We start from the raw sequence: 20,668 nt of genomic DNA, 5'->3' as shown, positions 1-20,668 counted from the left end.
ACGCCGTACTGGTTTAAATTTAATCCACTATACACAAAACCATCGCTGCAAATGACGGCAAGCCTTCAGCCCTATTTGCAGCACAATATTTTCAGACGACCTCTTGGCGTAGAAGGTCGTCTGAAAAATCATTCAGCCCTACCGTTTCAAAGCCAGCGTCAACACCCCCGCCGTAACCAGTCCCAAGCCTACCCATTCCTGCGTGCTGGGGCGTTCGTCCAAGAAGACCACCGCCATCAGCGCGACCAAAACCAGGCTGAATTTATCGACGGGGGCGACTTGCGAGGCGTTGCCCAGTTGCAGGGCTTTGAAGTAGGCGAGCCAGGATGCGCCGGTGGCGAGTCCGGAGAGAATCAGGAATGTCCAGTTTCTTCCGGTGAACCCGTTCACGCCCTGCCATTTGCCGGTATAGGTCAGGAACAAGACCAGCGCGGCGAGGATGACCAGCGTACGGATGAAGGTGGCGAAATCCGAATCGATGCCCTGCAAACCCATTTTGGCGAAAATCGCCGTCAGCGAGGCGAAGCCTGCGGATGCCAATGCCCAGAAAAGCCATGCGTTGCTGCCCATGTTTGTCCGTTTCTCTTGTGGATTGTCAACAATATGAACCGCATTCTTATTGAATTATCGAATTTTTCACTGCGATTCATTCTCAGATAACGCTATAATATGCCTAATATTCTTTTGAATCCATCAGCGTTTGTCTTTCCGATGGGCTTTCAGACGACCCTCCTCTCTTTTTCTCCATTCAGTAAAGGAAAATCATGAGCTTCAAAACCGATGCCGAAATCGCCCAATCTTCCACCATGCGTCCGATTGGCGAAATTGCCGCCAAGCTGGGTTTGAACGTGGACAATATCGAACCCTACGGCCATTACAAAGCCAAGATCAACCCTGCCGAAGCGTTCAAACTGCCGCAAAAACAAGGCCGTCTGATTTTGGTTACCGCCATTAACCCGACTCCGGCGGGCGAAGGCAAAACCACCGTGACCATCGGTTTGGCGGACGCGTTGCGCCACATCGGCAAAGATTCTGTTATCGCCCTGCGCGAACCTTCTTTGGGGCCTGTGTTCGGCGTCAAAGGCGGCGCGGCGGGCGGCGGCTATGCCCAAGTTTTGCCGATGGAAGACATCAACCTGCACTTCACCGGCGACTTCCACGCCATCGGCGCGGCGAATAACCTCTTGGCCGCCATGCTCGACAACCACATCTACCAAGGCAACGAGTTGAACATCGACCCCAAACGCGTGCTGTGGCGGCGCGTGGTCGATATGAACGACCGCCAGTTGCGCAACATCATCGACGGCATGGGCAAACCCGTTGACGGCGTGATTCGTCCCGACGGCTTCGACATCACCGTCGCCTCCGAAGTCATGGCGGTATTCTGCCTTGCCAAAGACATCAGCGATTTGAAAGAGCGTTTGGGCAACATCCTCGTCGCCTACGCCAAAGACGGCAGCCCCGTTTACGCCAAAGATTTGAAAGCCCACGGCGCGATGGCGGCATTGCTCAAAGACGCCATCAAGCCCAATTTGGTACAAACCATCGAAGGCACGCCCGCTTTCGTACACGGCGGCCCGTTCGCCAACATCGCCCACGGCTGCAATTCCGTTACCGCCACCCGACTGGCGAAACACCTTGCCGACTATGCCGTTACCGAAGCAGGCTTCGGCGCGGATTTGGGCGCGGAAAAATTCTGCGACATCAAATGCCGTCTGGCCGGTTTGAAACCCGACGCAGCCGTCGTCGTCGCCACCGTCCGCGCCTTGAAATACAACGGCGGCGTAGAACGTGCCAACCTCGGCGAAGAAAATCTCGAAGCCCTGGCAAAAGGTTTGCCCAACCTGCTGAAACACATTTCCAACCTGAAAAACGTATTCGGCCTGCCCGTCGTCGTCGCCATCAACCGCTTCGTGTCCGACTCCGATGCCGAGTTGGCAATGATTGAAAAAGCCTGCGCCGAACACGGCGTCGAAGTTTCCCTGACCGAAGTGTGGGGCAAAGGCGGCGCGGGCGGCGCGGATTTGGCGCGCAAAGTCGTCAACGCCATCGACAACCAACCCAATAACTTCAGCTTCGCCTACGATGTCGAGTTGAGCATCAAAGACAAAATCCGCGCCATCGCCCAAAAAGTGTACGGCGCGGAAGACGTCGATTTCAGCGCGGAAGCCGCCGCCGAAATCGCCTCGCTGGAAAAACTGGACTTGGACAAAATGCCCGTCTGCATGGCGAAAACCCAATATTCCCTCAGCGACAACGCCAAACTCTTGGGCTGCCCCGAAGGCTTCCGCATCACCGTGCGCGGCATCACCGTTTCCGCCGGCGCAGGCTTCATCGTCGCCCTGTGCGGCAACATGATGAAAATGCCCGGCCTGCCCAAAGTCCCCGCCGCCGAGAAAATCGACGTGGACGCAGACGGCGTGATCCACGGCTTGTTCTGATTTGAATCGGCAGTGAAATAAAACGGCAAAGAGGTCGTCTGAAAACGGGTTTCAGACGACCTTATATTATTTGAAACGGTTTAAACTCAACCGCGACAACCCGTAGCATGAGCTTTACCCACGAATCCTCCCCTGATGAATAGTCGTCTGAAAAGCTGGAGCAAACCCGCCGCATTGGTTTTTAGACGACCCTTTATTTACGCGATCGCTTTGCCTTATCCTGATTTGAAGTTAATCCACTATAATACCGCCCATTGTTTTTAAACCGACGAAAGGTCGTCTGAAATGACTCAAAACGCAAGCAACCTCTGCTGGCTCGATATGGAAATGACCGGGCTTGACCCCGAACGCGAACGCATTATTGAAGTTGCCATGATTATCACCGACTCCGATTTGAACGTCTTGGCGCAGTCCGAAGTTTATGTCGTCCACCAAAGCGACGAACTGCTCGACGGCATGGACGCATGGAATACCGCCACCCACGGCCGCACGGGGCTGACGCAGCGCGTGCGCGAATCGCGGCTGACCGAAGCTGAAGTGGAGCAAAAACTGCTGGACTTTATCGCGCAATGGATTCCCGAAAAAGCCACGCCGATGTGCGGCAATTCCATCCATCAAGACCGCCGCTTCATGGTCAAATACATGCCGCGCCTCGAAGCGTATTTCCACTACCGCAATCTGGACGTGTCCACCCTGAAAGAACTCGCCAAACGTTGGAATCCGCCCGTTGCCAAAGGCGTGGTGAAACGCGGCTCGCATCAGGCTTTGGACGATATTCTCGAAAGCATCGAGGAAATGCGTTACTACCGCGAAAACTTCTTGAAACTGCCTGAAGCCGTCTGAAAACACCATCGGAACACTTTTCAGACGACCTCCCACCATCATGTCCTATCAATACCGCCAATCACTGCCCGACACGCCGCTGGACATCGTCGGCGACGTTCACGGCGAATTTGCCGCCTTTCAATCGCTGCTGCACCGGCTCGGCTACCGCGACGACGGTTTCCATCCGCGCGAGCGGCGGCTGGTGTTCGTCGGCGATTTGTGCGACCGCGGCCCCGACAGCCCCGCGATGCTGGCGTGGTTCAAACAGGCTTACAAACACGGATGGGCGTGGATGGTTTTGGGCAACCACGAATTGAACATCCTTGCCGACGACCCGAAAGACGGCTCCGGCTGGTTTTTCGATGTCCGCGCCGAAAAAGACGCCCATTACGCGCCGTGGCATTGCGTGGAAGAGAAAGAAAAAAACGAATTGCGCGCATGGCTGGCCGAACAGCCCTTGCTGCTGGAGCGCGAAGACCTGCGCATCGTCCACGCCGCCTGGCTGCCGCCGCAAATCGAACGCCTCGAAGAAGCAAAGGGCGAAAGCCTGACCGCACAATACCGCCGCTTCGATGCCGAGTTGAAACACCGCCTTCAGACGGCCTCTTGGTATCCCGACTACCTCTACGAACAGGCGCATTACGCCCCGCAGGCGGAAAATCCCGACCATGCGCCGCCGCCCATGCCTGCTACCGCGCGATACGAACTCGAACGCAGCCGCCTGCATCCGATACGCGCCCTCACCAGCGGCGTGGAGCGTTTGGCGGACAAGCCGTTTTACGCCGGCGGACGCTGGCGCGGTACGACCCGTTGCGCGTGGTGGGACGACTACCGCGACGATACGCCCGTCGTTATCGGCCATTATTGGCGCAGTTGGCAGCCGTCTCCCGCTACCGTTGCCGCCGAACGGCTGTTGCTGCCGCCACAGCCGGATGTCTGGCACGGCGCGCGGCGCAACGTGTTCTGCGTCGATTTCTCGATTGGCGCAAGCTGGCGGGCAAGGAAATTCCCGCAAAAATACCGTCCCGAACAGTTCAGGCTGGCGGCATTGCGCTGGCCGGAGAAGGTGTTGGTGTTTGAAAACGGCGAATGCGCGGCGACGCGTTAGCCTGACAACAAACGGGCATACTCGCCCAACCCACAGAAAAGCAATCCATAATTTTGAACTCTCCCCAACCTTGCGCAAACATTTTTCTGATTCAATCACGCCCAATAAAAAAAGCCGGTCGAACCCATTTAAGGCCCGACCGGCTTTTATCGTTTTAAAAATTAACGATGTCTGTGGACTTGGCTGCCGATGACGCCGCCTAATGCAGCGCCGCCCAAAGTAGAGCCGGTATCGCCACCGATCAAGTTACCCGCTACACCGCCCAATACCGCGCCAGTAGCAGTATTGCGTTGTGTTTGGGTCATGCCCGCACATGCACTCAGAGAAGTAGCAATGGCGATCAAGGTCAAAGTTTTAGTCAAGAAAGACTTGCTCATGGTGTGTTCTCCGTTGTGGGTTAACTCAGTGACGAAAGTATGTCACACCAAGTCATTAATATTTATTCCAATAAGTAAAGTCATTTTAAACTAGGATAACTTAACAGGCGGACAGTTAGAAAAAACCATAATCCGATAAATCAGACAAATTAAATAAAAGGTCGTCTGAAACTGTCTGTTTTTACCCACACACAGACTTTTCAGACGACCTCTTTTTCGCCACACAAACCGATTTAAGGCGCGACCCGTTTACGGTTTGCTGCAGCCAAAAGCGCGAGCATTTCTTCGGTGGTATCCCAGCCGATGCAGGCATCGGTAATGCTTTGCCCGTAAACCTCGGGCTTGTCCTGTCTGCCTTCGACCAAATGGCTTTCCACCATCACGCCCATAATATTGTCTTCGCCGTTTTCCAGTTGCGTGGCGACGTCTTGGGCAACTTCCATCTGCCGTCTGTAATCTTTACGGCTGTTTGCGTGGCTGCAATCGACCATCAGCTTGGGCGACAAGCCGGCTTTTATCAATTGCTCCGCCGCCGATTTGACGTGTTCGGTGCTGTAATTCGGCTCTTTACCGCCGCGCAGGATAACGTGGCAGTCGGGATTGCCGCCGGTATGCACAATGGCGGAATGCCCCGCTTTGGTTACAGACAGGAAGTGATGCGGATGACTTGCCGCGCCAATCGCGTCGATGGCGATTTTCAAATTGCCGTCCGTACCGTTTTTGAAACCGACCGGACAAGACAGGCCGCTGGCGAGTTCGCGGTGTACTTGGCTCTCCGTCGTCCGCGCACCAATCGCGCCCCAAGAAATCAAGTCCGCGTAATATTGCGGCGTAATCATGTCGAGGAACTCCGTCGAAGCGGGCATGCCCATATTGTTCAGCGTCAGCAGCAAGCTGCGTGCCTGACGCAGGCCGTAGTTGATGTCGAACGTGCCGTCCAAGTGCGGGTCGTTAATCAGACCTTTCCAACCCACCGTTGTACGCGGTTTTTCAAAATACACGCGCATCACAATCAGCAATTCTTTTTCATATTTCTTGCGCAACACCAGCAAACGTTCGGCGTATTCCAATGCGGCTTTGGGGTCATGGATGGAACACGGACCGATAATCACCAGCAGGCGGTTGTCCTTGCCGTGAACCAAATCGGCGATTTCATGCCGCGTGCGGTGTACCAGCCCCGCCGCTTCCTCGGAAATCGGCAGCTCGTATAAATGGGCAATCGGCGGCAGCAGCTCTTTGACTTCTCTAATCTTAATGTCGTCGGTAGGGTATTGTTGGGTCATTGTTATTGCTTTCAAATTCAGATAAATTAAGGCATAGATTACCTTCTTTACCTGTTTTAAACAAGCCTTTTAGCCATCTTACGGCAATTTTATTTCAAAAAATCAAATTTTTTCTGTTTTTATATATTTAAATTTCTAAAATTCAAATTTTTTCGCAATAAAATTTTGATTAATTCAATAAGCAATACCTGCGTTGTCAACAATTTCCATCCTTCCCTAATAATCCTCCCGTCTTCCGACAGCATCTTTTTGACGAATACCTCAAGCCCCTTCCATCCAAAACTTGACCGCGGACAAGCCCTGCTTCGTTTTTACGCAAGCCGACATATCATTCACATCGAAATGTAGTAAAATAACAAAATATCAAAGCAATATCGCGCAGCCTGTGTTGCTTATCCTACACAACCCGCCCTGCCGCATCATTAAAATAACCATATACTCGTCACACATCCCACACATCCTTCCCGCCCTTACTGAAAAGCCGTCCTACCTTTCAGACGACCTTTCTTTTCAACCTCAAAACAAGGAGCGTTACAATGAAAGCAGCACGTTTTTACGATAAAGGCGACATCCGCATCGAAGACATCCCAGAACCGACCGTCGCCCCCGGCACCGTCGGCATCAACGTCGCCTGGTGCGGCATCTGCGGTACCGACCTGCACGAATTTATGGAAGGTCCGATTTTCATCCCGCCCTGCGGCCATCCGCACCCGATTTCCGGCGAGTCCGCGCCCGTAACGATGGGACACGAGTTCTCCGGCGTGGTTTATGCCGTCGGCGAAGGCGTGGATGACCTCAAAGTCGGACAACACGTCGTGGTCGAACCCTACATCATCCGCGACGACGTACCGACCGGCGAAGGCAGCAACTACCACCTCTCCAAAGACATGAACTTCATCGGTTTGGGCGGCTGCGGTGGCGGTCTTGCCGAAAAAATCGCCGTCAAACGCCGCTGGGTGCATCCGATTTCCGACAAAATCCCGTTAGACCAAGCCGCTTTGATTGAGCCCCTGTCCGTCGGTCATCACGCTTATGTCCGCAGTGGCGCGAAAGCAGGCGACGTCGCATTGGTCGGCGGCGCAGGTCCGATCGGTTTGCTGCTTGCCGCCGTGTTGAAAGCCAAAGGCATCAAAGTCATCATCACCGAATTGAGCAAGGCGCGCAAAGACAAAGCCCGCGAATCCGGCGTTGCCGACTACATCCTTGACCCGTCCGAAGTCGACGTCGTCGAAGAAGTGAAAAAACTGACCAACGGCGAAGGCGTGGACGTCGCATTCGAATGCACCAGCGTCAATAAAGTGCTGGACACCATGGTCGAAGCCTGCCGTCCGACCGCGAAGGTCGTCATCGTATCCATTTGGAGCCACCCTGCCACCATCAACGTCCACAGCGTCGTGATGAAAGAGCTGGACGTGCGCGGCACCATCGCCTACTGCAACGACCACGCCGAAACCATCAAACTGGTGGAAGAAGGCAAAATCAACCTCGAACCTTTCATCACCCAGCGCATCAAGCTGGACGAGCTGGTTTCCGAAGGCTTCGAGCGTCTGATTCACAACAACGAATCCGCCGTCAAAATCATCGTCAATCCCAACCTGTAAACGCCTGACGGATTGATAGAAACACAAAGGTCGTCTGAAAACCTCAAACCGAGATTTTCAGACGACCTTTTTATCTGCAAAGACAATTCACCCCATCATCCACAATATCCGTCGGGCTATTGCCCATCAGTTATAGTGGATTAAATTTAAATCAGTACGGCGTTACCTCGCCTTAGCTCAAAGAAAACGATTCTCTAAGGTGCTGAAGCACCAAGTGAATCGGTGCCGTACTATCTGTACTGTCTGCGGCTTCGGCGCCTTGTCCTGATTTAAATTTAATCCACTATATTTCCAAACACTACCCAATCTACTGCCCAAACATCTGCAAAGGTCGTCTGAAAGCCAACCTCAAGAAACTAAAGCTTCTTTTAAACGCTTTCAGACGACCTCTTATCCAATTTAAATACCGAATAAAAGATAATCTTTGCAAAAACACAACAAAAAATAATACAAAAATTTACAAAAAACACAGGAACTTATAAAATGCCAAACAATAACAGTTGCAACAATAATCACAAATCATAATAATGTCATATATACCGTTCAGGCAAAAAAGCCTGCCGTATATCAGTTACACAGAAATATTACGGAGACTGTGTCAATACACACCTAAACTCACATACAAGGATAAATCCGATGAAAACACGTTTTACTTTAACTTCTCTGGCCCTGGCTTCTCTCATGATGATGGGCAATACTGCAATGGCTGCTGTTGTTCCTAGCGGCACGAGCCAATTTTTCAATGTCAAACTGACAGTAACTGGATCATGCGAAGCATTCACTGTTGCCAGCGGAAAAACAGATGCAATTACAGCCGAAGGGGATGTAACTTCCGGTGCAGACATTGACTTTGCATCCCACCTTGCAGAAACCAACAGTGCCGAACTAGAAAAAGACAATGTCGGTAAAGCAGCAAACGGTATCCAAGTCAGCTGCAGCAAAAACACCGTATTCCAAGTTGCTTTAGAACCAAGTAATACCAATGCGGACGGCACTGGTTCCATGAGCGGTCTGAAAACTAACAACCAAGATAAAATTGCATACCAGCTCTTCAAACCTACTATCAACAATCCAGGAACAGAAACTGAAGCAGTTAGTGATAACATTAGTTCAAACAAATGGGGTAAAGGCGCCAACGCCTTGTCTTTAGTAGGCAAAGGTACAACCACCCCTATTATGCTGCCTGTATTTGCCAAAGTCGGAGTGGGCGAGTTGACAAACAAAACCCCTGACACCTACCAAGACCGCGTAAAAGTAACCCTGACCTACTAATCCGGTTTACTCCCTCAAAACAAAACAACTAAAAAATCCTCATGCAAAAAGCAATCAGCACACTTGTCGGTATGCTGACGGCGGCAGCGGTTTTACCAAGCCATGCCGCCGGCTTGCAAGTCAGTCCGACATCGCTTTCCCTGCCCGCCAAACAGCGGGCGGGTATTTTTACTTTGGGAAACAAGGGCGCAGAGCCGTTGACGGCACAAGTGCGCGTATTCCGTTGGACGCAGGACGCAAACGGCGGTGAAGTGCTCGAACCCACCGATGCCGTCATTGCCAGCCCGCCCATGGTCAAACTGGAAGCGGGTGCGCAGCAGCAGTTCCGCGTGATGCGCGTCAAACCGTCCGACAAACAGACTGAAGAAGCCTACCGCCTGATTGTGGACGAGCTGCCCGCTCCCAATGCGAAACCGCAAAAAGGCATTCAGTTGGTGATGCGCTATTCGCTGCCGCTGTTTGTCAACGTTCAAAACAATGCCGAACCGAAGCTGCAATGGCGCGCGGAAAAAGCCGCGAACGGCAAAGCGGTTTTGGTTGCCGAAAACACGGGCAATGCCCATGCGCAACTGAGCAATATTACTTTTCAGACGACCTCTGCCAAAGACGCCTTGACGCTGGCAAACGGTTTGGCAGGCTACGTCCTGCCGGGCAACACTTGGAAACGCGAATTGGAAGTTTCCCCCGCCTCTCTGAACCAAGGTCGTCTGAATGCCACGGTAAACGGTATGCCGATCCAAACGGAGGTACGGTTTGCCGCCCCATGACCTAAGGACACGGCTCACCCGGCTGAGTGCCGCGCTGATGCTGTGTTTCTACGCCCTGCCCTCTCCTGCTCAAGACATCCTGACGCAGGCGGCGCCTGCTACCTACGAGCAGGCATGGCTGACTGTTTACCCGCAGGTCAAAGTCAACGGCAGCATACGCGACGGTATCGAACCCTTCATGTCGCGCAACGGCGTGCTGTATGCGCGTCCCGAATCCCTGCGCGCCTACGGCATTGCCCTACCCGACACAGAAGCTGCCGAAGCAGGCAAAAACGGCGTTGTGCCTGAAATTCAGGACGGCGCATCCGCACCCGGCGCGGGCGTATGGTTCGAACTCTCCGCCATCCCCGGCTTGCAGGCGAAATACGATGCCGCCGCGCAAACCCTTGACCTCACTGCCCCCCTCGAATGGCAGCCCGACCTGAAAACCGCCCGAATCGGCGCACCGCAGGAAAACCGCTACGCCATCGCCAAACCCGGCTTTGCCGCCGTTCTGAACTACGACACCAACGTCTCATACAACAACTCCGGCAGCGGCACGCAGGGTGTTTTCGGCGAAATGCGCCTGAGTACGCCCTGGGGCTATCTGAACCACACCCAATTTGCCAACCGTAGCCGCAACAAAGAAAGCGGCTCCCGCAGCAATACCGCCCGCCTGGATACCTATTGGCGCACCGTCTGGCCCGAACAAGGCATATCGCTGACCGTCGGCGACACCCTGACCGGACAAATCGGCTCATGGGGCGGCACACGCATCGGCGGTATCAAAATCTCCCGCACTTACAACACCCGCCCGTGGAAACAAACCGCCCCGCTGCGTTCCTACCTCGGTAAAAGCACCCTGCCCGGCACGGTCGACCTCTACCTCGACGGCGTCAAACAAATGAGCCGCGACATCGAAGCGGGCGAATACGAACTCATCCTGCCGCCGTCCATCAGCGGCCGCAGCAACGCCCAAGTCGTCGCCACCGACGTACTGGGGCGCACCGTCGTCGTCGATATGCCGCTTTACGGCGGCAGCGGACTTTTGGCAAAAGGGCTGAACGAATGGTCGTTTGAAGCAGGCTACGTCCGCCGCGATTACGGCATCCGTTCCGCCAAATACCAATCCGACCCCGCCGCCTCCGGCACGCTGCGTTACGGTGTCAGCAATACCCTGACCGCCCAAATCCACGGCGAAGCCGCGCGCGGCTACCGTCAGGCGGGCATTGCCGCCGATACCGTATTAGGTTCGCTCGGACAACTCAATCTTACCTATGCCGAAAGCCGCTTTGCGGGCAAGACAGGACGGCGCAGCAGCGCATTTTTCAGCACCCAATGGGACAGGCTCTCCTTCAGCGCGGGCGCAAACCGTACCAACGGGCAATTTGCCGAACTGGGCGACACTGCATACGGCGCAGACTTTTTCAAAGCCACCCGCCACCCCGCCACATCCGCCTCCGCATCCGCAGGCTGGAGCAGCGACAAACTCGGCTCATTCAGCCTATCCTACGTCCATTCCCACACCGAAGGCAGCCCCGCCGACGGCGTAGGCTCATTCGGCTGGAGCCGCAGCTTCAAAAACCGCACCTCGCTCTACGCCGGCGCCAATAAAAACTTCCGCAACAGGCGCGAACTGAGTTTCCACGCAGGCCTCTCCGTCAGCCTTGACAACGGCTATTCGACCTCCGCAGGCATCAGCAGAAACAAACAAAACAACAGCTATCAGGCAACCCTGAACAAAACCAGCAGCGGCATGGGCAGCACCAGCTGGGGCATAGGCTGGCAGCAAAACGACAACGCAAACGGCAGCCGCAGCAATACCTTCAACGGCAACATCCGCCATCAAAACACCTACGGCGACGGCTGGGCAAACGTTTACAGCCAAAGCGGCAACAGCAACTGGAACGCAGGCTGGAGGGGCGGCCTCGTCCTCATGGGCGGCAGCCTCTTCGCCACCCGCCAAGTCAACGACAGTTTCGCCGTCGTCAGCACCGGCGATATGGCGGACGTCCCCATCCGCGCAGGCGGCATGCCCGTAGGCAAAACCAACCGCAAAGGGCTGGCACTGATCCCCAGCCTCTCCGCCTACCAAAAAAACACCGTCAGCGTCGATATTGCCGAATTGCCGTTGGACGTTCAGCTTGAACACACCGTCGCCGAAATCGCTCCGCCCGAACGCTCTGGCATGCGCGTCGAATTCAAAATCCAGCGTACCCGCGCCGCTACCATGACGCTGAAAGACGCACAAAACCAATTACTCCCGAACGGCGGCAGCATTACTGCCGAAGACGGCACACCGGCAGCCGTAACCGGCTTCGACGGCAAAACATATATTGAAAACATGAAAGAAGGTAGAAACCGCTTCACCGTCACCCTCCCCGAAAACGGCGGCACTTGCACCTTCGAAGCGGACTACCCTGAAACACACAATCCGGATTCCATCCCGGAACTGGGAGACATCATATGCAGATAAATATAAAGAGAGGTCGTCTGAAAACCGCAAACCGTCTTTTCCGACAAATAACATTGCCTGCCGTATTCGGACTGCTGTCTCTGTCCGTAGGACAGGTTTGGGCAAACAGCGGCGAAGCGGGTCCATTTGTGAAATGCACTGCCTCAGTACAAGGAAACGGAACCTTCAACGGCTATCCTGCCTTGGTATTCGGAAGTCAAGGCAACGGCGTCAACCTTCTGAACAACAACCAGCCGGAAGATATTCAAGCCACCATTAACTACACATGCTCCAACACCATTACCCAACCCTTAAAAGTACGCCTGTGCTTTAATATTGACGGGGGTCAGGGATCAACAAGCATATACACTCCACGGAAGATGTTTTATACCCAAAACCGTTCCCAAACGCTGCAACTGTTATTACTTAAATCCGATAATACTTACTGGGGAACGGATAACACGGCAAACTCCCCCAGCAGTGCCAGCACAGATATCATGCGCATCCCAGCCAAAGACACTGTCACAGGAAGCATGACTATTAAAGCAAGATTGGTTAGTGGACAAAGTAATATCATACCCACGACCACTGGGCACTCTTATCTCTCGAACTTTATCAATGGCTCCACCGCCTTAAGTTGGAGGGCTGCATATGATACTGCTCCCGACCCCGTCGATTGCGGAGGATTCCTAACCACCCAACGTTTCCCCTTTTACGTCCAAGCTCATGTTGCGCCCGTCTGCGAATTCATCTCCGCCGACGACATCGACTTCGGCACACACACCGCCGGCAGTACCAACCTGAAGCAGTCGGGCAACCTCACCGTCCGCTGCACCAACGGTACGCCCTACACTATCGGTCTGATTCCTTCCAACGGTAATCAGGAAGGTGGAGGAGAGATGAAATCTACTAATCCCGCCAATACCGACAAAATCCCCTACCGCCTCAAAAAGGGGACCAATACGTATGCACACTACTGGGGCAACAACCCTTCGGGATCAGGCAGCGTATTGAAATCTACTGGCGACGGCAGTAGCCAGACACACATCATTGCAGCAGAAGTCAAAAACACCGACTACACCCCGGGCGAATATAAGGATAAGGTAACCGTCGATATCCGATACTGATCCGAAAGGTCGTCTGAAAAACAGTGCGGCATTTCGGTTATCAAAATGCTTGCTCGAACTGTGCTTTCAATGATGCCGGCGTTCCTGCCAAACCTTGAATCCTTCCTAAATGCAAGCCTGCGATTTATCGTCAGGTTTGCTTTCGGAACATTCCGGTTTGGCAGGAACGCTTTTTTCAGACGACCTCCCCCATACGCTCCCAAAACAACATATAGTGGATTAATAAATCAGGACAAGGCGACGAAGCCGTAGACAGTACAGATAGTACGGAACCGATTCACTTGGTGCTTCAGCACCTTAGAGAATCGTTCTCTTTGAGCTAAGGAGAGGTAACGCCGTACTGGTTTAAAGTTAATCCACTATAAAAAACTTTACATTTACCTCAAACAGGTTTAAAACTCTTCCTTTTCCCCTATTCAGAAATTTGTTAACAATTTCCCCCTAAGGAGCTCAACATGAAAGTAGGTTTCGTCGGCTGGCGCGGCATGGTCGGTTCGGTTTTGATGCAGCGTATGAAAGAAGAAAACGACTTCGCCCACATTCCCGAAGCGTTCTTCTTCACCACATCCAACGTCGGCGGCGCGGCACCTGATTTCGGTCAGGCGGCTAAAACATTATTGGACGCGAACAACGTTGCCGAACTGGCGAAAATGGACATCATCGTAACCTGCCAAGGCGGCGATTACACCAAATCCGTGTTCCAACCCCTGCGCGACAGCGGCTGGAACGGCTACTGGATTGACGCGGCATCCTCCCTGCGCATGAAAGACGACGCAATTATCGTCCTCGACCCGGTCAACCGCAACGTCATCGACAACGGCCTCAAAAACGGCGTGAAAAACTACATCGGCGGCAACTGTACCGTTTCCCTGATGCTGATGGCGCTGGGCGGCCTGTTCCAAAACGATTTGGTCGAATGGGCGACCAGCATGACCTACCAAGCCGCATCCGGCGCGGGCGCGAAAAACATGCGCGAACTCATCAGCGGAATGGGCGCGATTCACGCCCAAGTGGCGGACGAGCTTGCCGATCCTTCCAGCGCGATTCTCGACATCGACCGCAAAGTGTCCGATTTCCTGCGCAGCGAAGACTATCCGAAAGCCAACTTCGGCGTACCGCTCGCCGGCAGCCTGATTCCGTGGATTGACGTGGATTTGGGCAACGGCCAGTCCAAAGAAGAATGGAAAGGCGGCGCAGAAACCAACAAAATCCTCGGCCGCAGCGACAATCCGACCGTAATCGACGGCTTGTGCGTCCGCATCGGCTCTATGCGCTGCCACAGCCAAGCCATCACCCTGAAGCTGAAAAAAGACCTGCCCGTTTCCGAAATCGAAGCGATTTTGGCAGGCGCGAACGACTGGGTGAAAGTCATCCCCAACGAAAAAGAAGCCAGCATCCACGAGCTGACGCCCGCCAAAGTTACCGGCACGCTGTCCGTCCCCGTCGGACGTATCCGCAAACTGGGCATGGGCGGCGAATACATCAGCGCGTTCACCGTCGGCGACCAGCTCTTGTGGGGCGCAGCCGAACCCCTGCGCCGCGTGTTGCGCATCGTGTTGGGCAGTTTGTAAGATTCGCAGGTCAAACAAAAAAGCAACGGTTTATCCGTTGCTTTTTTTATGGCAAAGAAAACAGCATTCAACAAGGCGGAGCGATGCCGTTCTAACTTTAACCGATTCACCCTATGAAAAGGTCGTCTGAAAACCCGAAATCCGGTTTTTCAGACGACCTCTTGCCATTCAAACAGGGAAACCGTTTGCCTGAAGCCCGTTTATGTTTCGGGCTGTTTCAGACGACCTCCCCTTTTCTGTTCGCCGGTTAAATACCGCGCAGCAATTCGTTGACGCTGGTTTTGGCGCGGGTTTGCGCGTCCACGCGTTTGACGATGACGGCGCAGTAGAGGCTGTGGCTGCCGTCTTTGGAAGGCATGCTGCCGGACACGACAACCGAGCCTGCCGGTACGCGGCCTTGGTAGATTTCGCCGGTAGTACGGTCGAAGATTTTGGTGGATTGTCCGATGAACACGCCCATGGAAATCACACTGCCTTCTTCGACAATCACGCCTTCGACGATTTCGGAACGCGCGCCGATGAAGCAGTTGTCTTCAATGATGGTCGGGCTGGCTTGCAGGGGTTCGAGTACGCCGCCGATGCCGACGCCGCCGCTCAAGTGGACGTTTTTACCGATTTGGGCGCAAGAGCCAACGGTCGCCCAAGTATCGACCATCGCGCCTTCGTCAACGTATGCGCCGATGTTGACATAAGACGGCATCAAAACGACGTTTTTGGCAACAAAGCTGCCGCGGCGCGCAACGGCACCGGGTACGGCGCGGAAACCGGCAGCGCGGAATTCGTCTTCAGACCAGTCAGCAAACTTGGTCGGCACTTTGTCGAAGTATTTGTTCACACCGTCGTTGAGGACTTCATTGTCTTGGATGCGGAAGGACAATAGGACGGCTTTTTTCGCCCATTCGTTGACTTTCCATTCGCCCACGCCCAAGCGTTCGGCGACGCGCAATTTGCCTGAATCGAGTTGGCGGATGGTTTCCAACACGGCTTCTTTGACTTCGGGGGTAACGGTGGTCGGGGTGATGTCCGCACGGTTTTCAAAGGCGGTTTCAATGATGTTTTGCAAAGACATGGGGATTCCTTTTGAAGAGGGTAAAAGGTCGTCTGAAAAATTCGGATGACCTGCAAACAGGCGGTATTTTGCCATGTAAACGCTTTGCCGTCAGCTTTTGCGGGAATGCGGCGATATTCCTATCCAATCCGAGCTTCCACAAACCCGTCCCCGCCCGTTTAAAACAAATCGGCACAATCAAACAAAAAAGGTCGTCTGAAAACCTAAAACAAGGGTTTTCAGACGACCTTTTGGCAAATGCCTGAATCAGCCTGCCGATTCTACGCCATAAGGTTTGTTTGACGTTTTGATGGTCAGGGTCAGTACGGCGGCGATGATAAGGAGGACACCGGCAAAAGTCATGGCATGTCCCGGGTCGGCGCCGAGCAAGTTCTCATAGATTTTACTGAAGGTAAGGGTTTGGATCAGCATCGGAATCACAATCATCATGTTGACGATGCCCATATACACGCCGTAGCGCTCTTTCGGGATGGAATGCACGACAATCATAAACGGCACGCCCATCATACTTGCCCAGCCGATACCGAAGCCGATCATCGGGGCGAGCATCATGTTTTTATCGGTAACATGCGGAATCGCCAAAAGGGCAAGTGCGGCAAGGGTAACGGCAAAGGCGTGGACGTATTTGGCGGCATATTTGCGCGCCATCCACATCAATCCGAAGGCAGAAATAAAGGTCACGACGTTGTAAAAACCATTGACCACACCGGTCCATGCCACTGCGTCCTCATATGCGACTTTGTTGGCAGAGGTAGCATTCCATATAGATTTGGCGAGACTGTGGGAGATGTATTGCCAGTAGATGAAGAGTGCGTACCATTGGAAGAGATAAACCGAAGCGAGCTGCCACAAGGGTTTCGGCATGTCTTTAATAGCATGGTAAATTTCTTTAACGGCTTCAACAGGACCGCCGGATTGGGCTTTAATCGCCGCCAGCTCTTCAGGAGACGGCTCATGTTCGGGGGTGGACAATACGGTCACTAAAACAGAGCCGATGGAGCAGACGGCGCCAATATAGAACGAGCCGAATACCCAGTAGGGGATGCCCGCTTCGGAGGTTTGGTTCAACCAGTCGATTTTCTTGAAGGCATAGAGCGATATGTTGGCAAGGGTAATGCCCAAGCCGGTAAACACGGACTGCATCAAAAAGCCGGTGGATTGCTGGCGTTCGGGAACGGTATCGGCGATGAAGGCGCGGAAAGGCTCCATGGCGGTATTGTTGCTGATGTCTAAGAGCCACAGCAGCAATACGGCAACCCACAATGCGGTAACGTGCGGATAGAAGAACAAACACAAGCTGCAACCGATGGCGCCGAGCAGGAAATACGGACGGCGGCGGCCGAGTCCGGGAATCCATGTACGGTCGCTCATGGCACCGATAAGGGGCTGCACCAGCAAACCGGTAATCGGTCCTGCCATATTGAGGTAAGGCAGTTTTGCAGGGTCAGCTTGTAAGAAACTGAAAATCGGATTGATGGCGGTTTGCTGCAAACCGAAGCTGTATTGAATGCCGAAGAAGCCGAAGTTCATCAGCATAATCTGGCGAAGCGTCAGGGATACTTGTGGGGAAATCTTCATTTTGAAGCGACTCCTGGACTGTATAAGAAGAAAACATGGAACAACAAACTGCGGGAAACACTGCATAGTCGAAGCGGTTGAGCCGCTTTCTTTATTTTTGGGCGTATCGTATTGATACGTTGCAAATGGATAACGTGATGTGTTGTTTGTGTTTTCAGACGACCTTTTATTGTCGTATTGTGTCAGCCTCATAAAGCAGACGTCGTCTGAAAGGATGTTTTACTTCAATGCCGTGACCGACTGCCGCCAAATCGTTTCTCCGACAACCCGAACGGGCGGACGGGCGGTTTCTTTGGTCTCGATAATGTCGAACAGGATTTCCGCCGCCAGCGCGCCCATGCGCATATAGGGCAGCTCGGTGCTGGTCAGCGGCGGGAACAGGGTTTCGGCAATCGCGCTGTGGTTGTCGTAACCTGCCACCGATACCTGCTCCGGAACGCGTACGCCGCGCGTCCTCAAAATGCCGTAAACGCGGACCGCCATTTCGTCGTTGCCGCAGCAAATGACCGTCGGCGGGTCGGCAAGCGACAATAATTTCAATACTGCCGCAATCAAAGGTTCGCTGTCGTTGGCAAAGTCGGTGATGCCGGTTTGCACCAAATCAGGATCGAACACCATGTCCGATTCGTCCAAAGCGCGGCGGTAGCCCGCTAAACGCAGCCGCGTCGCTTCTGCGCCCGCCTGCAAGGTGATATAGGCGATACGGCGGTGTCCGTGACGGATGATGTTGCGTACCAAATCGTATTGCCCGCGCTCGTCGTCCGGCAAAACCGACGGCGTACCCGCCGCGTCGAAACAGTTGACCAAAACCATCGGGCAGCGGTTGGGCATTTCGGGCAGGACGATTTCGCGGTGCGATTCGGTTACATACAAAATGCCTTCCGCGCGGTGTTCCATAAACGTCCTGACCAAAGGGTCGATTTGCTCGTAGCGGTTGTCCGTATCCGCAATCATCAGCGTTTTGCCCGCTTCGCGGATTTTCTGCTGGATGCCTTTGATTAAAAACATATCCGGCAGACCGTGTACCCCGCCGTATTCGCCCGTGCGCGAGATGGCGCCGGTAATCAGTCCGACCAAGTCCGAACGGTTCGACCGCATCACCCGCGCCGCCGAAGACGGGATATAACCCAAAGCCGCAATCGCTGTTTCGACTTTTGCACGGGTTTTATCGCTGACCGGCGCATCGCCGTTGATGACGCGGCTGACCGTTTTGGGTGAGACGCCCGCATAAGCAGCAACATCATAAATTGTAGCCATCTTACGACTCCCGCCTCATCCCTGTTTCATTTGATTACGAAGCATATCACACCTGACATCGGTGTCATACCGAAAAATTTACAGAACTTTGATAAAAATCAATCATATAAATTGCATATTGCATACAATTCTTAACCAAGCCGACTCCCCGCATTCGCCAAACCCGCGCCCCTTTGTTAAACTACATACGACTACATAAATATTCACCCTATCGAACCAATCACCACAACGACAATCTATAACTGAATCACATCCCCCGAATGAGCGGGGCGAACCCAATTCCGAAGGAAACCCGATGACCGCATTTACCGAAGCATGGCAAGCCCTTGAACAACACCGGCTCGACACACAACACATCCACCTGCGCGACCGCTTCGCCGCCGAACCCGACCGCTTCGGCAATATGCACGAAACCCTCGACGGCCTCCTCTTCGATTACAGCAAAAACCGCCTCGGCGAAGACACTTTGCAACTTTTGTGCCGCCTTGCCGAAGCCTCGCCCCTAGCCGGACAAATGCACGCCATGCAAAACGGCGAAAAAATCAACCTCAGCGAACACCGCGCCGTCCTCCATACCGCCTTGCGCCTGCCGCCCGACGCCGCGCCCGTTTACGTTGACGGCGAAAACATCCTCCCCAAAATCCACCGCGAACTCGACCGCGCCCTCGCCTTCGCCGAATCACTCAACAACGGCAGCCACAGGGGCATCACCGACAAACCCATCACCGACTTCGTCCACATCGGCATAGGCGGCTCCGACCTCGGCCCCAGAATGTGCGTAGAAGCCCTCAAAGCCTACCGCCAAAACATCCGCGTCCACTTCGTCAGCAATTCAGACGACGCCGACATCAGCCGCACACTCGCCCACCTCAAGCCCGAAACCACCGTATTCAGCATCGCCAGCAAATCCTTCCGCACGCCCGAAACCCTGCTCAACGCCTACGCCGCCCGCGCCTGGTATCGTGATGCAGGTTTGCCCGAATCCGGCATCTACCGCCACTTCTGCGCCATCTCCTCCGACGTTGCCGCCGCCCGAAACTTCGGCATCGCACCCGACAACGTCTTCGCCATGTTCGACTGGGTCGGCGGACGCTATTCCGTCTGGTCAACCATCGGCCTGCCCGTCATGGTCGCCGTCGGCACAGACCGCTTCCGCGAACTCCTCGCCGGCGCGCACGCCATGGACACCCACTTCTTCCAAACCCCCTACCGCCGCAACATCCCCGTCCTCATGGCGCTCATCAGCATCTGGTACAACAACTTCCAGCACGCCGACGGACAAACCGCCGTCCCATACAGCCACAACCTGCGCCACCTCCCCTCGTGGCTCAACCAGCTCGACATGGAAAGCCTCGGCAAAAACCGCACCGCCGACGGCCGTCCCGTCCCCCACGCCACCGGCGGCATCGTCTTCGGCGAAGAAGGCGTCAACTGCCAGCACGCCTATTTCCAACTCCTCCACCAAGGCACACGGCTCATCCCCTGCGACTTCATCGTCCCCATGACCACCGCCTACGGCATTAACCGCCAACACCGCTTCACCGTCGCCAACGCCTTCGCCCAAGCAGAAGCCCTGATGAAAGGCAAAACCCTCGAAGAAGCCCGCGCCGAACTTGCCGACCTGCCCGAAGCCGAACGCGAACGCCTCGCCCCGCAAAAAGAATTCCCCGGCAACCGCCCGAGCAACAGCCTCCTCCTCAGCGCCACCGACCCCCGCCGCCTCGGCATGCTCATGGCGGCATACGAACACCGCACCTTCGTCCAAGGCGCGATTTGGGGCATCAACCCCTTCGACCAATGGGGCGTCGAATACGGCAAAGAACTCGCCAAAACCATCGAACCCGAACTCGACCGCGGCAACCCGCAGCACGACAGCTCCACCAACGGCCTCATCGCCTTCTACCGCGCCAGCCAAAACCGATAGGCAGTCCAAACATGAAAGGTCGTCTGAAAACCTG

Annotated in this window: 17 protein-coding genes; 11 read left to right on the top strand and 6 right to left on the bottom strand. The window is 54.3% G+C overall.

The annotated features are described in order from the left end of the window. Positions 1 to 138: 138 nt before the first annotated feature. On the bottom strand, positions 139 to 570 hold the full coding sequence (locus tag HMPREF3277_RS11180; RefSeq protein ID WP_003776540.1) for an EamA family transporter: 432 nt from the start codon (positions 568 to 570) through the stop codon (positions 139 to 141). A 194-nt stretch (positions 571 to 764) separates the two neighbouring features. Between HMPREF3277_RS11180 and HMPREF3277_RS11175 the strand changes: the two genes are divergently transcribed. The 3 genes from HMPREF3277_RS11175 to HMPREF3277_RS11165 all read left to right on the top strand — a co-directional run bounded on the left by HMPREF3277_RS11175 (position 765) and on the right by HMPREF3277_RS11165 (position 4,374). Then, entirely contained in the window at positions 765 to 2,441 is a 1,677-nt protein-coding gene (locus HMPREF3277_RS11175) for a formate--tetrahydrofolate ligase (RefSeq protein ID WP_070871161.1), read from the top strand. A gap of 285 nt (positions 2,442 to 2,726) precedes the next feature. Next, positions 2,727 to 3,284 (top strand): oligoribonuclease, encoded by a 558-nt coding sequence (gene orn / locus HMPREF3277_RS11170; protein ID WP_003768643.1) that lies wholly within the window; start codon positions 2,727 to 2,729, stop codon positions 3,282 to 3,284. 40 nt (positions 3,285 to 3,324) lie between these two features. After that, positions 3,325 to 4,374 carry a metallophosphoesterase gene (locus HMPREF3277_RS11165; protein ID WP_070871160.1) on the top strand — a complete coding sequence of 350 codons (1,050 nt, stop codon included), beginning with the start codon at positions 3,325 to 3,327 and terminating at the stop codon, positions 4,372 to 4,374. Positions 4,375 to 4,535: 161 nt separating this feature from the next. Here HMPREF3277_RS11165 and HMPREF3277_RS11160 read toward each other — a convergent pair whose 3' ends face one another. Together HMPREF3277_RS11160 and aroG are read right to left on the bottom strand one after the other, a co-directional pair. Beyond that, complete coding sequence (locus HMPREF3277_RS11160) at positions 4,536 to 4,751, bottom strand: glycine zipper 2TM domain-containing protein (RefSeq protein WP_003761681.1); 216 nt, start codon at positions 4,749 to 4,751, stop codon at positions 4,536 to 4,538. A 233-nt stretch (positions 4,752 to 4,984) separates the two neighbouring features. Then, positions 4,985 to 6,034 carry a 3-deoxy-7-phosphoheptulonate synthase AroG gene (gene aroG, locus HMPREF3277_RS11155; protein ID WP_070871159.1) on the bottom strand — a complete coding sequence of 350 codons (1,050 nt, stop codon included), beginning with the start codon at positions 6,032 to 6,034 and terminating at the stop codon, positions 4,985 to 4,987. Between the two features lie 536 nt (positions 6,035 to 6,570). Between aroG and HMPREF3277_RS11150 the strand changes: the two genes are divergently transcribed. From HMPREF3277_RS11150 to asd, 6 genes are all read left to right on the top strand, one after another. Beyond that, complete coding sequence (locus HMPREF3277_RS11150) at positions 6,571 to 7,635, top strand: 2,3-butanediol dehydrogenase (RefSeq protein ID WP_003768647.1); 1,065 nt, start codon at positions 6,571 to 6,573, stop codon at positions 7,633 to 7,635. A gap of 636 nt (positions 7,636 to 8,271) precedes the next feature. Beyond that, positions 8,272 to 8,907, top strand: a complete 636-nt coding sequence (locus tag HMPREF3277_RS11145; protein WP_070602451.1) for a spore coat protein U domain-containing protein — start codon at positions 8,272 to 8,274, stop codon at positions 8,905 to 8,907. 41 nt (positions 8,908 to 8,948) lie between these two features. Next, positions 8,949 to 9,674 (top strand): fimbrial biogenesis chaperone, encoded by a 726-nt coding sequence (locus HMPREF3277_RS11140; protein ID WP_070602449.1) that lies wholly within the window; start codon positions 8,949 to 8,951, stop codon positions 9,672 to 9,674. Between the two features lie 37 nt (positions 9,675 to 9,711). Beyond that, complete coding sequence (locus HMPREF3277_RS11135) at positions 9,712 to 12,129, top strand: fimbria/pilus outer membrane usher protein (protein ID WP_070871158.1); 2,418 nt, start codon at positions 9,712 to 9,714, stop codon at positions 12,127 to 12,129. Next, positions 12,120 to 13,235 carry a Csu type fimbrial protein gene (locus HMPREF3277_RS11130; RefSeq protein ID WP_070871157.1) on the top strand — a complete coding sequence of 372 codons (1,116 nt, stop codon included), beginning with the start codon at positions 12,120 to 12,122 and terminating at the stop codon, positions 13,233 to 13,235. Before HMPREF3277_RS11135 ends, HMPREF3277_RS11130 begins: the two co-directional genes overlap by 10 nt. Before the next feature lie 455 nt (positions 13,236 to 13,690). Continuing rightward, positions 13,691 to 14,806, top strand: a complete 1,116-nt coding sequence (gene asd / locus HMPREF3277_RS11125; RefSeq protein WP_070871156.1) for an aspartate-semialdehyde dehydrogenase — start codon at positions 13,691 to 13,693, stop codon at positions 14,804 to 14,806. A 247-nt stretch (positions 14,807 to 15,053) separates the two neighbouring features. Here the strand turns inward: asd and dapD are convergent, their stop codons facing one another. Beyond that, a complete protein-coding gene (gene dapD, locus HMPREF3277_RS11120; protein WP_036491649.1) occupies positions 15,054 to 15,875 on the bottom strand; it encodes a 2,3,4,5-tetrahydropyridine-2,6-dicarboxylate N-succinyltransferase in 822 nt (273 codons plus the stop codon). Between the two features lie 11 nt (positions 15,876 to 15,886). Between dapD and HMPREF3277_RS14695 the strand changes: the two genes are divergently transcribed. Beyond that, positions 15,887 to 16,120, top strand: coding sequence for a hypothetical protein (locus HMPREF3277_RS14695; protein ID WP_141765223.1), 234 nt, complete (start codon positions 15,887 to 15,889; stop codon positions 16,118 to 16,120). A 1-nt stretch (position 16,121) separates the two neighbouring features. Here HMPREF3277_RS14695 and HMPREF3277_RS11115 read toward each other — a convergent pair whose 3' ends face one another. Together HMPREF3277_RS11115 and HMPREF3277_RS11110 are read right to left on the bottom strand one after the other, a co-directional pair. Further along, complete coding sequence (locus HMPREF3277_RS11115) at positions 16,122 to 17,453, bottom strand: MFS transporter (protein WP_070871155.1); 1,332 nt, start codon at positions 17,451 to 17,453, stop codon at positions 16,122 to 16,124. A gap of 219 nt (positions 17,454 to 17,672) precedes the next feature. After that, complete coding sequence (locus HMPREF3277_RS11110; protein ID WP_003756447.1) at positions 17,673 to 18,710, bottom strand: LacI family DNA-binding transcriptional regulator; 1,038 nt, start codon at positions 18,708 to 18,710, stop codon at positions 17,673 to 17,675. A gap of 295 nt (positions 18,711 to 19,005) precedes the next feature. Between HMPREF3277_RS11110 and pgi the strand changes: the two genes are divergently transcribed. Beyond that, entirely contained in the window at positions 19,006 to 20,634 is a 1,629-nt protein-coding gene (gene pgi, locus HMPREF3277_RS11105; RefSeq protein ID WP_070871154.1) for a glucose-6-phosphate isomerase, read from the top strand. Positions 20,635 to 20,668 lie beyond the last annotated feature (34 nt).

Origin of the sequence: Neisseria sp. HMSC70E02, assembly GCF_001838645.1 — a bacterium.
GTDB lineage: Bacteria > Pseudomonadota > Gammaproteobacteria > Burkholderiales > Neisseriaceae > Neisseria > Neisseria macacae.
This window is presented reverse-complemented; position numbering and strand designations above follow the sequence as displayed.